Source organism: Pantoea ananatis LMG 2665 (assembly GCF_000710035.2).
Lineage (GTDB): Bacteria > Pseudomonadota > Gammaproteobacteria > Enterobacterales > Enterobacteriaceae > Pantoea > Pantoea ananatis.
Window position 1 is genome coordinate 445763 of sequence record NZ_JMJJ01000006.1, and the last position, 15775, is coordinate 461537.

13 protein-coding genes and 1 other RNA gene are annotated in these 15775 nt (G+C 55.3%); 5 read left to right on the forward strand and 9 right to left on the reverse strand.

Going from position 1 to position 15775, the window contains the following annotated elements:
• Positions 1–6: 6 nt before the first annotated feature.
• The 4 genes from tdcB to rsmI all read right to left on the reverse strand — a co-directional run bounded on the left by tdcB (position 7) and on the right by rsmI (position 5112).
• Complete coding sequence (gene tdcB / locus EL29_RS15595; RefSeq protein ID WP_014594692.1) at positions 7–996, reverse strand: bifunctional threonine ammonia-lyase/L-serine ammonia-lyase TdcB; 990 nt, start codon at positions 994–996, stop codon at positions 7–9.
• Positions 997–1729: 733 nt separating this feature from the next.
• The gene (locus EL29_RS15600) at positions 1730–3340 is read right to left on the reverse strand and encodes an OpgD/OpgG family glucan biosynthesis protein (protein WP_028715841.1); all 1611 of its coding nucleotides are present in this window, start codon (positions 3338–3340) and stop codon (positions 1730–1732) included.
• Between the two features lie 472 nt (positions 3341–3812).
• Positions 3813–4188: RNase P RNA component class A (gene rnpB / locus EL29_RS15605), an RNA gene on the reverse strand.
• Positions 4189–4251: 63 nt separating this feature from the next.
• Positions 4252–5112, reverse strand: a complete 861-nt coding sequence (gene rsmI / locus EL29_RS15610) for a 16S rRNA (cytidine(1402)-2'-O)-methyltransferase (RefSeq protein ID WP_014594693.1) — start codon at positions 5110–5112, stop codon at positions 4252–4254.
• Between the two features lie 62 nt (positions 5113–5174).
• On the opposite strand from rsmI, the gene EL29_RS15615 reads away from it, so the two are divergent.
• The 4 genes from EL29_RS15615 to dolP are packed head-to-tail and all read left to right on the forward strand — an operon-like array spanning position 5175 to position 8750.
• Entirely contained in the window at positions 5175–7208 is a 2034-nt protein-coding gene (locus tag EL29_RS15615) for a penicillin-binding protein activator (RefSeq protein ID WP_028715842.1), read from the forward strand.
• Entirely contained in the window at positions 7166–7561 is a 396-nt protein-coding gene (locus EL29_RS15620; RefSeq protein ID WP_014604928.1) for a YraN family protein, read from the forward strand. Before EL29_RS15615 ends, EL29_RS15620 begins: the two co-directional genes overlap by 43 nt.
• A gap of 14 nt (positions 7562–7575) precedes the next feature.
• Positions 7576–8163, forward strand: a complete 588-nt coding sequence (gene diaA, locus EL29_RS15625) for a DnaA initiator-associating protein DiaA (RefSeq protein ID WP_013027345.1) — start codon at positions 7576–7578, stop codon at positions 8161–8163.
• Positions 8164–8177: 14 nt separating this feature from the next.
• Positions 8178–8750 (forward strand): division/outer membrane stress-associated lipid-binding lipoprotein, encoded by a 573-nt coding sequence (dolP, locus tag EL29_RS15630; protein ID WP_014604927.1) that lies wholly within the window; start codon positions 8178–8180, stop codon positions 8748–8750.
• A 199-nt stretch (positions 8751–8949) separates the two neighbouring features.
• Here dolP and EL29_RS15635 read toward each other — a convergent pair whose 3' ends face one another.
• Positions 8950–9654, reverse strand: a complete 705-nt coding sequence (locus tag EL29_RS15635; protein ID WP_013027347.1) for a pirin family protein — start codon at positions 9652–9654, stop codon at positions 8950–8952.
• Between the two features lie 129 nt (positions 9655–9783).
• On the opposite strand from EL29_RS15635, the gene EL29_RS15640 reads away from it, so the two are divergent.
• On the forward strand, positions 9784–10707 hold the full coding sequence (locus EL29_RS15640) for a LysR family transcriptional regulator (RefSeq protein ID WP_022622422.1): 924 nt from the start codon (positions 9784–9786) through the stop codon (positions 10705–10707).
• Between the two features lie 3 nt (positions 10708–10710).
• On the opposite strand, the gene EL29_RS15645 is transcribed toward EL29_RS15640, so the two are convergent.
• The 4 genes from EL29_RS15645 to EL29_RS15660 all read right to left on the reverse strand — a co-directional run bounded on the left by EL29_RS15645 (position 10711) and on the right by EL29_RS15660 (position 15722).
• Positions 10711–12621 (reverse strand): BglG family transcription antiterminator, encoded by a 1911-nt coding sequence (locus EL29_RS15645; protein ID WP_028715843.1) that lies wholly within the window; start codon positions 12619–12621, stop codon positions 10711–10713.
• Positions 12622–12747: 126 nt separating this feature from the next.
• A complete protein-coding gene (dagF, locus tag EL29_RS15650) occupies positions 12748–13488 on the reverse strand; it encodes a 2-dehydro-3-deoxy-phosphogluconate aldolase (RefSeq protein ID WP_013027350.1) in 741 nt (246 codons plus the stop codon).
• Position 13489: 1 nt separating this feature from the next.
• A complete protein-coding gene (locus EL29_RS15655) occupies positions 13490–14605 on the reverse strand; it encodes a DgaE family pyridoxal phosphate-dependent ammonia lyase (protein ID WP_019104892.1) in 1116 nt (371 codons plus the stop codon).
• Entirely contained in the window at positions 14589–15722 is a 1134-nt protein-coding gene (locus EL29_RS15660) for an EF_0837/AHA_3915 family putative deacetylase (protein WP_013027352.1), read from the reverse strand. Before EL29_RS15660 ends, EL29_RS15655 begins: the two co-directional genes overlap by 17 nt.
• Between the last annotated feature and the right edge of the window lie 53 nt (positions 15723–15775).

Genomic DNA, 15775 nt, shown 5'->3' on the forward strand with positions numbered 1-15775 from the left:
TATCCTTTATGCGTCAGCAAAACCCGTAATCTGGGAAACCCGGGACAAATCAATATTACCGCCTGAGATAATGCACACCGTTTTCCGCCCCTGAATGTAGTGGTCGACTTTGCCGCTCAGTAACGCGGCGCATGCCAGCGCGCCGGCACCTTCTGTGACCACTTTGTTTCGCTGAATCAATGCAATCATACTTTTACGAATGTCGTCTTCACTCACTAGCACCATCTCATCGACCAATTCTCTCACAATCGCGAAGGTGAGATCGCCCGGACAGGCGACATCGCAGCCGTCCGCAAGGGTGCCGGTAAGACGATGGCGCGTAATGGTATCAGCAAAAAAGGAGGCTGCCATACCGTGAACGTTTTCAGACTGCACGCCGATGACGGTAATCGTGGGATTAATGGACTTGATCGCCGTGGCAATCCCGGCAATGAGCCCGCCACCGCCTACGGGAACGATGACGTTATCGACATCAAAGAGATCCTCAAGAATTTCCAGACCGATGGTGCCCTGTCCGGCAATGATCTTCACATCATCATAAGGCGGGATAAATATGCGGCCTTCGCTGGCCACAATGTCTTCCACTTTGGTTAGCGTGTCATTAAAGTTTTCACCATAAATGACCACCTCCGCGGAGTAATCGCGCGTCGCCGCTTCTTTGGATTTTGGCGCACCCGCAGGCATGACCACTTTGCCGTCAATATGCAGCATGGCGCACGACAGTGAAACGCCCTGCGCATGGTTACCCGCTGAGCAGGCGACAACGCCCTGACGTTTTTCTTTCTCCGTCAGTGAGCTCATTTTATTGAATGCACCACGAATCTTAAAAGACCCCGTTCGCTGCATATTTTCAAATTTAAGGAATATTTCTCCGTCGCAGCGCTCGCTGAGATAGTTTGAGCGTGGCATGCCGGTTTTATAAACTTTCCCTGTTAGTCTCTCTCTGGCAGCATAAATTTCATCAAGGCTAACGGGAAGGTTTTTATTGATATTCATATCGACTCCTTTTTCAGGCAGGGTTTATTCAGCAAAATTCCCCGAAGAGAAATGCGATCGTATAAAAGCTGAAAAAAAGTAATAAACTTACCGTTTTCGCTTCGCAGCATGCTGTAACAGCATGAGCTTACGCAGTTGATTTAAAAAGAAACGGGCAGCGAGAGGATAGGAAAAGGATGGCGATAAAACAGCGTATTGTGTGGAAGAAACTGTATTACTGACAGAAGGGATAAAACATATTCTTGCAGAAGAGACGGGGTTAAAGCGATTCGTTAATAGGGGGCGAACAGTGCTCTGATACAGTGTTAGCCGGGGCGTTCGTCGTTGCGTATACCTGTGCATGATGTCATTCCTTTACGTCGCCTTTATCCGCCACGAATCTTAATCATCATAAAAAAATGGGATTGTGCTGTTTCTCACACTTCACTCTTTTCTTATGAGAACCAATGCTTTTATTTATACTGACGTTGTGCAGATCAATAAAATATCTTTTTTTCACTTAAGAATATTTCGCCGAAAAAAAAGCAGAGCGATGAAACAGCCGTTAACAGAACAAGGATAAGGGAAGACAATCACGCTATTTAAGACGGGCTTAGCCGGAAAAGGGGGAAGGTCATTATTATTCCTGAAACGCTGAAGATAACGCATCCAATAACATTTCAATGCGCGACGTTTGCCGATGAGTCGCGTTAAAAGATTAACGCCCATCTGTTCAATGGGCGTTATTTAAAAGTTACTTCGTTTCGCACGCGACGGGCCAGGGCTTCGCAGGGGAGTTGAACGGATGGTACTGGTAGCACCAGGTTTCCGACACCACCTTGTCTTGTGCTTTCAAATAGAGCTTAAGCTCTACCGGATCGCCTTCGCCGGCGACCAAATCAAACTGCGCCAGCCAGTTGCCTGAATCGTCCGGCAATTTAGACACGAGCACGTTCTCAAAAGTACCACGCGATGCAGAAAGCACGGCTTCGGGGGAAACGCCTGACGGCAGATGATTAAGCACATCGCCACGGAACTCGACGGCAAACTTACGGCTGTCATGCGGACGATCGGAACCCGGCACACCGCCCCGCCCCAGTCGTGTTGCCCCGCAACGCGCCAGAGGAGAGGGATAGGGCTCATCGGCCAGCCAGTGCAGACGATAATGGAAATGATGCTGATCGCCCGCTTTCGCTGGCGCATCCGGTACCCACATGGCGACGATATTGTCGTAGATTTCATCGTCAGTCGGGATTTCCATCAGTTGAACTGAGCCTTTGCCCCATTCCCCTCGCGGTTCCACCCACAGATCGGGACGTTTCTCGTAGTGCGCAGCGTCCAGATAGCTGTCGAAATCCCGATCTTTCTGCAGTAAACCAAAGCCGCGCGGGTTCTCATCATGAAAACTGGACGTGACCACGCGTAATGGGTTGTTCAACGGCCGCCAAATATGTTCGCCGCTGCCGGTCCACATCGCCAGACCATCGGAGTCATGCACTTCCGGGCGCCAGTCTGTCGCCGCCCCTTTAACCGTTTTTGAGAACCAGTACATGGAGGTCAGAGGCGCGATACCGAAACGCTGAATGTCCTTGCGCAGGAAAAGCGTACATTCGACATCCTGTATAACCCCTTTACCGCGCTGCAGGATAAATTTGTAGGCGCCCGTGATACTCGGCCCGTTGAGTAGCGCATAGACCGTGAGATGTTTGCTGTCGTCTTTCGGCGCTTCAAACCAGAAATCCGTAAAGTCAGGGAACTCTTCATCGACACCCGGCTGAACGGTATTCAGCGCAATACCACGCGCGGATAAACCAAACTGCCCCAGTTCGCCGATGGCGCGGAAATAAGACGCGCCCATAAAGGATATCCAGTCATTTTGTGGATTGGTTTTTAGCGTGTCCTGGCTGGCCAGCACTCTGAAACCTGAGAATACGTTACCTTTCAGCGCCGGCAACGTAACGTTTTTATCCGTCGTGGTGAAGTAGTCAATATTTTGAATAATTTCACGCGCGGCGTTATTTTCCACGACGTGCATTTTCACCGGCATACGGTGTAAACCGTTTACCATGAAAAAGGTAACAGGAAACCGTCCGGCATTTTTAAACAGCGCATAGTCCGGCTTGTAGACGGTTTTCATGTAGGCGTCATAGGTTATGTTGGATAACAATGACGGGTCGAATGAGGTGGTTTTTTCATAGGGTTTGGCTGCCAGGGCTTTGGCCTGGGCAATCAAGGTTTCAAAGTTAAATGCTTCGCTGTTACCTAACTTGAGAACGCCTGCTGCGATAGCGCCGGGAGAAATGCCTAATGCAGATAAGGCAGCAAACGCCCCGGAATAAGTCAGTAAAGTCCTTCTTGTAACCATGATCCACCTGTTTTTTTAATCTTCATTCAATGAATTCGCGCCCAATGGGGCAAAACGTAAAATAATGACGTGTGGCAAGCTGCCTTCAACTATAGACGAGAGAAACCGTTGCCTCCCAAACAGATGGCAAGCCATCATCTGACACATCGGATGAGCCTATAGTGCATTGGAAAGAAAATGGATGGGATTTGCCTGAGAAACAAAGCCTCTGGCAACGCGGCCCATTTTTCTTGCCAGATCAGGAGAGTGAATCGCGTTTCCTCTCAGGGTCGCCAGCGCGGAAGCGCCCTGACCGGCTAACGCCACATTGTTTTACGACGGTATCGGGCAACGCCCTTCATCGCGCTGGCCAGCCCGCGTCAGCAAGGAGCCGTGGCCTGCTGCCGATATCCCCGCATCTGGTGGCGGCAGCGACGCCTGCTTTGCCGCGCCATAAAGCAAAAACCCCGCTTGCGCGGGGTTTGCATTAAGAAGTCGAAACTGACCGATAAGCCGGGTTCTGTCGTGGACAGTCATTCATCTAGGCCAGCAATCGCTCACTGGCTCAAGCAGCCTACCCGGGTTCAGTACGGGCCGTACCATGTGAACCCCTATTTGGCCTTGCTCCGGGTGGAGTTTACCGTGCCACGGACTGTTACCAGCCGCGCGGTGCGCTCTTACCGCACCCTTTCACCCTTACCTGATCCCATTACTGGGCCATCGGCGGTTTGCTCTCTGTTGCACTGGTCGTGGGTTTCCCCCCCAGGCGTTACCTGGCACCCTGCCCTATGGAGCCCGGACTTTCCTCCCCTCCGCCCGTCTCCTTCAGAGAAGGACGACGACGAAGCGGCGACTGTCTGGTCAGCTTCGGCGCGCATTATAGAGGGTTTAGCCCGCGCTGTCACGCCCGGCGCGCAGGCAACTCAACAGGCTCAGGCCTGCTGCTCAAGCGCATGTTTATAGAGCGCATTCTTTTTCACACCGTGTATCTCAGCCGTGAGCGCCGCCGCCTTTTTCAACGGCAGTTCCTGCTGCAACAACGCCAGCGTGCGCAGTGCATCTGCGGGTAATGCCTCTTCGTCAGGATGATGGCCTTCAACGATGAGCACCATCTCACCTTTACGGCGATTTTCATCCTCTTTCACCCAGGCCAGGAGTTCCCCCACCGGTGCGCCATTCAGGTTTTCCCAGGTTTTGGTTAATTCGCGCGCCAGCACGACGTAACGGCCAGCCCCCAGCTCCGTGACCATATCCTGCAGGCTGTCCAGCAAACGGTGCGTGGATTCGTAAAAAATTAAGGTACGCGGCTCCTCGGCCAGCGCCCGAAGCGCATCACACCGCGCCTTTGTTTTGGCGGGTAGAAATCCTTCGTAACAGAAACGATCAGACGGCAATCCCGCTGCGCTTAATGCTGTTATCGCTGCGCAGGCACCCGGTAAAGGAACGATGCGAATACCGGCCTCACGGCAGCGGCGAACCAGGTGATAACCCGGATCGTTGATCAATGGCGTGCCAGCATCAGAAACCAGAGCTATGCTTTCTCCCTGTTGCAGCCTGGTTAGCAGGATTTCTGCTTTCTGCTGTTCGTTGTGGTCATGAAGTGCGAAGAGTCGCGCATTGATGGCGAAATGTTGTAGCAACAGTCCGGTATGACGTGTATCTTCCGCTGCGACCAGATCGACGCTGGAAAGTACCGCTAGCGCCCGCTGGGTAATGTCAGCCAAATTACCTATTGGGGTTGGCACGATGTAGAGCGTGCTGGCGGAAATGTCTGCCCGATCGAGTTGTTTCATTGTTTCATCCGAATTGCCGATTTAATATTGAGCATCTTGAAAAAAACATCACTGGATACAGTATGCTTCCTTCAAAAATCGTTCGTCATAAAGCAGGACGCTTTGTGCCTGTCCTTCTTGCTGGTCTGATTTTAGCCGCGTGTAGTGGCCAGGGCCCGAAAAGCCAGTCCGTAGACATCCAGGCACCCGTTACTAATAATTCCGCCTACTATCTGCAGCAGGTGCAGCAAAGCAGCGATGATAGCAAGACCGACTGGCAATTACTCGCAATCCGCGCCCTGTTGAAAGAAGGAAAATATCCGCAGGCTGCTCAGGCGATCGGCGAACTGCCTAATCAGCTTTCTGATAAACAGCAGCAAGAATTACTGCTGCTGAAAGCCCAGTCTCTGGTTGCTCAGCAAAAGATTGCCGATGCTCAACCAATATTGAGTCAGGTGAAAACCAGCGAGCTGTCTCAGGATCAGCTGGCGCGCTACTACGGTTTACAGATTGCCAGCGCACAGGGTAAAACTTCGCTGGCCCTGCTCCGCGCCTATATTGCTCAGGAGCCGTTGCTGAAAGGCGATGAACGCCAGCAGAATATCGATGCCACCTGGCAGGCGCTGACCCAGCTGTCGCAGCAGGATATGAATTCGCTGGTGATCAATGCCGATGAAAACATTCTGCAGGGCTGGCTGGATCTGCTCACGGCGTGGCATGCCAATGCGCAGGATGCCAACATGCTGAAGTCAGCCATTAAAGACTGGCAGACGCGCTATCCCGATAACCCTGCTGCAAAAACCTTACCGACCCAGCTGAGCCAGGTGCAGAACTTTACCAAAGCGTCCACCAGCACTATCGCGCTGCTGCTGCCGCTGAACGGTCAGGCGCAGATGTTCGCCAGCGCTATCCAGAAAGGCTTTAACGACGCGAAGAACGGCACCCTCGCTACCGCGCCTCAGGCGACGCCGGGCAGCGCCCAGGATCCTATCGCGATAAATCAGCAGCAGCCTGCGGATGCGAATGCGGTCGTCAGCCCGTCAGCTAACCCGGCGGCTGCGCAGCAGAGCGGCACGGCGCAGCAACCGGCAACGACGCAACAGCAGCCTCAGCAACAGCCGGCCGCCGAACCCGCCAGCAATGCGCAGGTGAAGGTTTACGACACCAGCAGTCAGCCCATCGCGCAGGTGATGCAGCAGGCCCAACAGGATGGTGCCACGCTCGTTGTTGGACCGCTGTTGAAAAACAACGTTGAAACGGTCGCGAACAGCCAGACACCGCTGAATGTCCTGGCGCTGAACGAGCCAGAGCAAATCCAGAACCATCCGAATATGTGCTATTTTGCGCTGTCGCCTGAAGATGAAGCGCGCGATGCGGCGCATCATATCTGGGACCAGGGCAAACGCCAGCCGCTGCTGTTAGTACCTCGCAACGGCCTGGGCGATCGCGTAACGGCGGCCTTTACGAAAGAGTGGCAGTCACTGGGCGGCGGCACCGTGCTCCAGCAGCGCTTTGGTTCTGTTTCAGAACTCAAGCAGGGCATCAATAGCGGTGCAGGCATCAGCATGAGCGGTACGCCCGTGGTTATGCCCTCGTCTTCTCAGCCGCAAAGCGTTTCCGTTGCGGGCCTGAACATTCCGGCACCGCAAACCAGCGCACCGGCCGCCAGCAGTGGCGGAGCCATTGATGCCGCTTATATCGTCTCGACTCAGGATGAACTGCAACTGATCAAACCGATGATCAGCATGCGCACCGGTAGCCGCAGCAACGTTGCGCTCTACGCCAGTTCGCGCAGCGCGCAGGCGGGCGCAGGGCCGGATTTCCGTCTGGAAATGGAAGGGCTGCAGTTCAGCGATATCCCCCTGCTTTCCGGCGCAAATCCGGCGTTGATGCAGCAGGCCGCGAAGTCGTTCAATAACGATTACTCGCTGGTGCGTCTGTACGCGATGGGGATTGATGCGTGGACGCTGGCTAACCACTTTAACCAGATGCGTCAGGTGCCGGGCTTCTCGCTCGACGGCAATACCGGCAAGCTGAGCGCCACCGCTGATTGTGTGATCAACAGGAAGTTGACATGGAACCAGTATCGCCAGGGCAACATCGTACCGGCCAGCTAAACCGCCGTCGTACGGGTGCCGAGCACGAACAACTCGCCCGCCGCTATCTTGAGCGGGCGGGGTTAACATGGGTCGCCAGCAATGTTTATTATCGCGCAGGGGAACTAGACCTGATAATGCGAGACAACCAGTGTTGGGTGTTCGTCGAAGTGCGTTACCGGCGTAACGCACGCTTCGGCGGCAGTCTGGCCAGTATTACCCGACAGAAACAACACAAGCTGCTGCGTGCCGCCTCTCTGTGGCTGGCGCAACGCGGCGGCAGTTTTGAAACAGTGAATTGCCGTTTCGACATCATTGCCATTACCGGCACGGCGCTTGAATGGTTGCCGAATGCCTTTAATGCAGACGTTTAGAACCAGGTGGTCGTGTGCAGGAAAGAATTAAAGCGTGTTTTACCGAAAGTATTCAAACTCAAATCGCTGCTGCAGAGGCGTTACCCGATGCCATTTCGCGTGCAGCAATGACAATGGTGCAGTCACTTCTCAACGGTAACAAAATACTGAGCTGTGGTAATGGTGCGTCATCCGCCAATGCTCAGCACTTTGCCGCCAGCATGATCAACCGCTTTGAAACCGAACGCCCCAGCCTGCCCGCGCTGGCCTTAAGTGCGGACAACGTCATGCTGACGGCGATCAGTAACGATCGTCTGCATGACGAGATTTACGCTAAGCAGGTGCGTGCACTGGGACAAACCGGTGACGTTCTGCTGGCAATCTCTACACGCGGGAATACACGGGACATCGTGAAGGCCGTCGAAGCCGCCGTCACGCGCGATATGACTATCGTTGCGCTTACCGGTTATGATGGGGGCGAATTAGCCGGATTGCTGGGACCGCAGGATGTGGAAATTCGTATTCCTTCACATCGTAGTGCTCGCATTCAGGAGATGCATATGTTAACACTCAACTGTTTGTGCGATCTGATTGATAACACCTTGTTTCCCCACCAGGAATGACGGAAGGAGCACCAATGAAAGCATTGAACGCTATAGCCATTGTTTTAACCGCCATGCTGCTGCAGGGCTGTGTCGCGGTGGTTGCCGGTAGCGCCGCTGTGGCGACCAAAACCGCCACCGATCCCCGCTCTGTCGGAACGCAGGTCGATGACGGCACGCTGGAATTACGCGTCAGCAACGCGCTGGCAAAAGATCAGCAAATCAAAACCGATGCTCGCGTCATTGCTACCGCCTATCAGGGTAAAGTCCTGCTAACCGGTCAGGCCCCGAGTCAGGAGATTGCCAACCGCGCGAAACAGATCACCATGGGCGTTGATGGCGCAACCGAAGTCTATAACGAGATTCGGATTGGGCCGAAAGTCAGCCTTGGCACCTCGTCGTCTGATACCTGGATTACCACCAAGATTCGCTCGCAGCTGTTGGGCAGCGATCAGGTGAAATCATCAAGCGTCAAAGTCACCACGGAAAACGGTGAAGTGTTCCTGCTGGGCCTGGTGACGCCAGAAGAAGCCAAAGCCGCCGCGGACATTGCCAGCCGGGTCAGCGGCGTGAAACACGTCACCACCGCGTTTACCATGGTGAAGTAATGCTGAGTTAACCCCAGGACAGCTGTCCGGGTTGTTACTGGCGCAGACAGAAAAGCCGCACCCTGTTGGGTTGCGGCTTTTTTATTGCGGGTTTAGCCGTGACCGGGTCAGAGCCAACAAACGTTTTCCGGCTTGCCGCCCAGCATTATCGCGCCGCCCGAGGTTGTCTCCGCTGGCGGCGGCGTAACGAGAGAAGGCCTCAGACCGGAATATCGATCACCAGTGCGCGGGTCGGGGTTTTCGCTGACAGCCACAGCTGTTGCTCTTCCTGCAAAAATGCGCCATCGCCACAGCCCAGCTGTTCCTGATGAGCGCCCCCGGCCGAGGCCTCAAACGCGCCATGGATAGATTGCAGATAGGCGCGCGCGCCCTGAAGCGGCACCAGATGCTGCTCGCCTGCCGCCAGCTCAACCTGATGAATCCAGACCTGCTGACGCAACTGCAGGCTGCTGTCGCCGCCATCCGGTGAGGCCAGCAGTTGCGAACGCATGCCGCCCGACAACGTCATTTTCTGCATACGGGGATTTTCACGTTCCGGGCAGGCCGCCAGCCAGAGCTGCATACGGGTTAACGGGCGATCTTTACTCGGATTAAGTTCGCTGTAGCTCACGCCAGGCTGAGCGGAGAGCAGCAACGCCTCACCTTCACGCACGCTGATGTGATTACCCTCGCTGTCCCGGTATTCCGCCTCACCCTGTAAAACGATATTCAGCACATCCACCTGAGGATAGGTGCGCGGCTGAAACGCCGCGCCAGGTGCCAGGACTTCCTGATTCAAAACGCGTAAGGAGGCATAACCCATTAATTTGGGATCGAAATAGTGGCCAAAAGAAAAGCTGTAGCGCGCCTGTAACCAACCGTAATCGGCCTGACCACAAGCGGATGCACTGCGTGTCGTAATCATTATGTACCTCCAGCATCCGTCGGCAAGAATCGACGACGGGAAATATGCCTTTATGGTAAAAGTCTGGACGCCGGATTGTTAGCCAGTTAATCTGCCGTGCATATTCAAATTTCCTGACAGAGAACCGGGATGGCCAAAGACCGTGCGTTAACCCTTGAAGCTTTACGTGTGATGGATGCTATCGATCGCCGCGGCAGCTTTGCCGCCGCCGCCGATGAACTGGGCCGCGTGCCCTCAGCGCTTAGCTACACCATGCAGAAACTGGAAGAAGAGCTGGATGTGGTGCTGTTTGACCGTTCGGGCCATCGAACGAAGTTCACCAATGTCGGAAGAATGTTACTGGAGCGCGGTCGGGTGTTGCTGGAGGCCGCCGACAAGCTCACGACCGATGCCGAGGCGCTGGCACGCGGCTGGGAAACCCAGCTGACTATCGTGACGGAAGCGTTAGTGCCCACCGACGCGCTGTTTCCGTTGGTCACGAAGCTGGCTGACAAAGCCAATACCCAGATCGCCATCATCACAGAAGTACTGGCTGGCGCCTGGGAGAGACTGGAACAGGGGCGGGCTGATATTGTCATTGCACCGGATATGCATTTTCGCGCCTCGACCGAAATAAACACCCGCAAACTTTACAGCATCATCAGCGTTTACGTTGCCAGCCCTGACCATCCAATACACAACGAACCCGAGCCGCTTTCAGAAGTCACCCGGGTAAAATATCGCGGCATTGCCGTGGCAGATACGGCCCGCGAACGTCCGGTTCTGACCGTGCAACTGCTGGACAAGCAACAGCGCCTGACCGTCAGTACGATGGATGACAAACGTCGCGCGCTCCTGGCCGGTTTAGGGGTCGCCACCATGCCTTATAACATGGTGGAGCAGGACATTGCAGAGGGCCGCTTGCGGGTGGTCAGCCCGGAGTATTCGCGTGAGGTCGATATCATCATGGCCTGGCGGCGTGACAGCATGGGTGAGGCAAAAGCCTGGTGCCTGCGCGAAATTCCTCGCCTGCTGGCCCGGAAAAACTCACCGACGCCGGGCGCCCATTCCTGAAGATTACAGCCGGCTCAGACAGTCCAGCGCGACGCTTTTAAAGCAGGCAAAGTCACTGCTGTCGCGCAATCGCGTCATCGCCCGCTCGCGCATAAAGGTCACGAACAGGTCATAGATAGCCATCGCTTCCTCATACTCGTTTTTGCTGATTGCCAGCAGGAAAATCACGTAAGCCGTGTCCTCGCCCCAGGGGATACCCTGCGGGGCCAGCACGGTGTACACCACCGTTTTTTTCGCCATCAGCCCCAGCGAATGCGGAAGCGCAATCCCTTCGCCCAGCATAGTGCTGACAATGGCTTCACGCTCCTCAACGGAAGCATAAAACGCATTATCCACCACGCCTTCTGCCTCCAGCCGATCGCATAACAGCCGAAACAGCGCAGACTGACTCATCGGCCGATCGATGATGCAGAAATGGCGGGCATCAAAAAATTTCTCCAACATATAGGGCCGGGTGCGGTCCACCAGCACCAGCTTGCCTATCTGCTCCCGTTGAAATTCCGTCGGGAAAGGTGCGACCACGACAACCGGTTTCTCTTTTTCACTCAGCCGCGTGGTGGAAATCACAAAATCTTCTTCGATGCGTTGGCGGGCCTCATATTCACGCTGCGACAGGCACTGCGTCACCTGCAACTGGGGATAGTTGCGCATTAACATGGCTTCGATCATGCGGAGCGTCGACGTACCGCTGTCGCACACCAGCAGTACCTGAGGGCGACGCTGGTAACCCACGTTATAATGGCGCTCCAGCCCGACGCCGATATGAAGCACCAGAAAGCCAATTTCATTTTCGCTAATCGTATAGGGCGAATATTTTCCCCAACTGGACACCGCCGCCAGCGTCACATCATAGGCCATTGGATAGTGCTGCTTGATGTTGCTTAATAACGGGTTAGGAATATGGATCTGATAACGCACGCGCGTGATCATCGTTTTAATATGGGTAAGCAGATCGGCACGGAGTTGAGGATCGTTCTGCAGATCGTAATAGTAGTGAGTGTTAATAAAGCTGAGCAGGTAGTTAACCAGCGCCTCCGCATCGTCAGCATTAATGGCGCTGGGGGCAACGTCCTGAATGCGTCGGGCGGCGATATTCACCCGCAGCCAGCTCTCTTCCGCCGGAGAAACCGGTTTAACGGTAAGCGGCCGCAGCGCATGGATCAGCGTCTGCGCAGACTCGCGCACGTCCTCCCCGATCTCTTCCACCTGCGGATCGCTCAGCGGATAGCCTTCATTGATGCGACGTAGCGCCACCGCGCAGTAAAAACGCAAATAGCGTTCGCCTTCATCACTGAGGCGGATATTGTGCTGGGCAAGGCCGTTTTGCAGCAGCGGCTGAAGAGTTTCCAGCAGGCCGCTTTCCAGCGATTCGGGCACGATCAGCGGGCTGTCAGGCTGCTCCTGATCGATCTCAAACAGCAGATCGGTTAAGCAGGTGCGGATCGCCACTTCACTGCCAAACAGCTTCATGCCGTGATGGGGTTTGCTTTCGATACTCAACTGATAACGGCCGAGCCATTCGCGCACGTCGGCCATGTCATTCTGCAGCGTGGCACGGCTGACAAACCACTCCTCTGCCAGGGTTTCCAGCTTCAGGGAATAGGCGGCGGTGAGGAAACGCACCAGCAGGTAGCGGATTCGGTCGTGTGAGGTGCGCGGCACCCGCAGAGGCGCACGCGTCTGCTGCTGCAGCACGTTAAAGCGCAGCGCATCAATAATTTTAAGCTGGTAGCCCGCACCGCGATTCAGGACAAACTGCGCGCCGTGCTGCTGCAGCATGGCGTTGAGCGCGGTAATATCCGTGCGTACGGTGCGCGTGGACACCGCAAACCGCCGTGCCAGTTCGTCCTGGGGGAGCGTTTCGTCTTTCAATGCGTCGAACAGTTGCGCAAGGCGCTGATTCGGGAATCTCACGTCGGGTTACCTGCTTCAGCGGTTAACAAGAACAAAGTAAACGTCAGACTGCCGGAAAACAGGCGGCAGGTCTATTATGCCCTGCGCGCCCGTAATCTGTCCTTGAAGTGGCGCACAGGCCTGGGCTCAGTCCAGCAGACTTTTACAGATGGCCAGCAGTTGGCGCACGTCTTCCACGCGGGTTTCGCCACTGGCTTTGTCGATGATCGAACTGTAAATGTGGGGAATGATCTTGCTCACGCCAGCGTCCAGCGCAATACGCAGGATCGGCCCAACGTTTTGCAGATCGATCCCGCCGGTCGGCTCCAGCCAGAAATCCTGTTTCGCACAGGCTTCGGCCACCGCGCGGTACTCGTCCACCGTATCCAGACCGCCCATTGGAAAATACTTCACGGAACTGCCGCCCATGTCCTTCAGTAACGCAATCGCGGTATCAATGGGCACAATTCCGTCGCTGCTCTGTGAACTGAGGGGACCGGTGGAAATTTTCACCTTGCCCGGCGTGCCGGTTGGTGAAATCAGCCCGTTGACTACCGTTTGTGACTGACCGAGCAGCGCACGGCTGGTGCCGACGCCGGTAAACACCTGATTAACATGTTGCGGCTGTAGCACGGCGGCCAGTTCGCTGACCATTCGCGACTGCCGGGGATCGCCCGCGCCCAGGCCGATGGACAGCGCGTTATCAATCAGCGCGGCGTACTCGCGCATATCCGCAATAGCGGCCTCGTTGCTGGGGTAGTTTTTTGATAACACGCCGACCAGTACGTGGCCTTCTGCGGCCTGCCAGATGGCTCGCGCGTTCTCTTTTGAACCCGCCAGCACGTTAAGACACAGGCGATCCTGATAAAAATTGGGGGTTAGCGTCATGCTATTTTTCTCCTGTTAACAGCGCCTGAATGCGGGTGAAAATAATCTGCAGCTGCTCAGCGCTGACGCTGCGCACGTCGGCTTCAATAACGCCCTCATTGGCTTTGTAGCCACGGAAGTAAATGGCGATATCACCGTTTTTTAGCGCCTGCACCAGATCGCCGGTCTGATGCCCGATTGTGGTCTCATCGAATTTGATCTCTGCCCGGGCAATGTCGCGCCCGGCGGCATCCCATACAACGCGCGCACTGACGCCATCCAGACCGTTAAGGTTGTTGATGAAAGGCGTCATTTTTTCCACCATCTGGGCGCCGGTGGTTTTCGGCAGGGTCAGGTAGGATTCAATGGCCTGGGTCAGTCCCAGAATCCCCTCTTTGCCCACTTTCATGGTGCGGCCAATGCCGTTGCTCTGGCGCTTCACCCACTCGACAAGCTGATGTTTCCCGATAACCAGGCCGCTGGTGGGGCCTTCAATGGCTTTGGCCCCGCTGTAAATAACCAGATCGGCACCCGCCTGGTAATAGCACTGCAGATCTTCCTCAGCGGCGGCATCCACGATAAGCGGCACGCCATGCTTACGTGCCACCTCGGCGGCCTGCGCCACGCTCAGGTGGCTCTTTTGTACACAGTGATGGGACTTCACATAGAGAATGGCCGCCGTCTGGGCGGTGACTGCAGCGGAAAGCTGCTGTGGCGAGCACTCGTTACTGTAACCCGCCTCAACCGTCCGACCGCCGCCCAGCGCAATCATGCTGCCAACGGGCGCGCCGTAATTCACGTTATGCCCTTTTGGCACCACGATGTCGTGCGGCACGGTCAGCGGTGCGCTATGTAAATTATCCAGCAGCCAGTCGTCATCTTTCACAATGACGGCAGCCACGCTTTGGGCGATGCCCGCAGAAGCACAGGACACCACCAGCGCATTTTCCACCTGCAGCAAATTAGCGATGTAAGCCCCGGTCTTATCAACCAGGTCCTTCACTTCAAAATAGTGCTCCAGGCCGTATTTAACCGTATCAACCACGTCGCTGGCCGGTGTAGACACGCCAAGAATGGTCATGCGGCCAGAGGCATTAATGACCTGCTTCAGGCCATATTTCTCATACAGTGAAGACATTGTGTTTTTTCCCTTCTTCAGTCATCCAGCACTCACCGGCGACGATAGCCGCCAGAGGAATCAATTGGCGATCGCCCTGCTCCGCCAGCCCTTCCGCATCCACAAACGACACGGATTCGTGCGCCACGGTAAACAGGGTAAAGTCGGCATCAAGTCCGGGCTCAATAGCACCTTTGCTGCGTAATCTCAGCCCGCTGGCCGCCTGATGCGTTACGCAGGCAATAATCTGTGGCAGCGTCATGCCTACATTGAAAAATTTCGACATCACGTGCGCCAGGGTATAAACCGGTCCGTTCAGACGATTGCGGCAGTAGATGTCTGAACTGATGGTGTCAGGCAGAATGCCTTGGGCAATCGCCGCGCGCGCCACCTCAAAGCTGAAGCTGGCACTGCCGTGGCCAACATCAAGCCGCAAGCCCCTTGCCAGTGCCTGTTTTACCGCTGCACGCAGTTGCCCTTCGGGCGTCAGGATGCGGTTTGGCTTGCCGTTGTAGCAGTGGGTGATGATGTCGCCGGAGGTCAGCAACGCGGCGATTTCATCGAGGTTGGGGGGATTGTTACCAATATGCACCATCAGGGGCAGGTTGCCATTTTCCTGCTGAATCGCCTTCGCCAGCACCAGCGGCCGAATGCCGTTTTCGCCCACCACGCTGCTGCTCATCCGGGCTTTAAGCCCGACGATAAAATCGGGATGACGTCTTACCGCATCGGCAATCGCCGGGCGATCAATCTGGGTCATGTCCGCCAGTTCATTTTGGGTAACGATGCCGGTGCGGGCGATATTCAGCAGCGCAAAAACCTGGGTGGTGACCGCTTGCGTGCGCTGTCTGAAATCATCAATGTCGTCTGCACCTGTACTGCCTGCATCGACAACACAGGTGACGCCGCTTTCCACGCCAATCCGGTCGGGATGATCGTGATAGATGGGCGATTTTTCATAGCAGTGTACGTGGGAGTCGATCCAGCCCGCACTGAGATAGCAATCCACCGCCAGGGTTTGTTCCACTTTTGCCCTGCCGGTTACCTCACCCACGGCGGCTATTTTTCCGTCGAGTATGGCGATATCGATCAGACGTTCATCCGGCAGTCGCGCCCGACGCAGAATCAGATCGTACATAGGAATCTCCTTTGACTGCCCCGATCGGCCTTCACCAATCGGGCATTAACGCG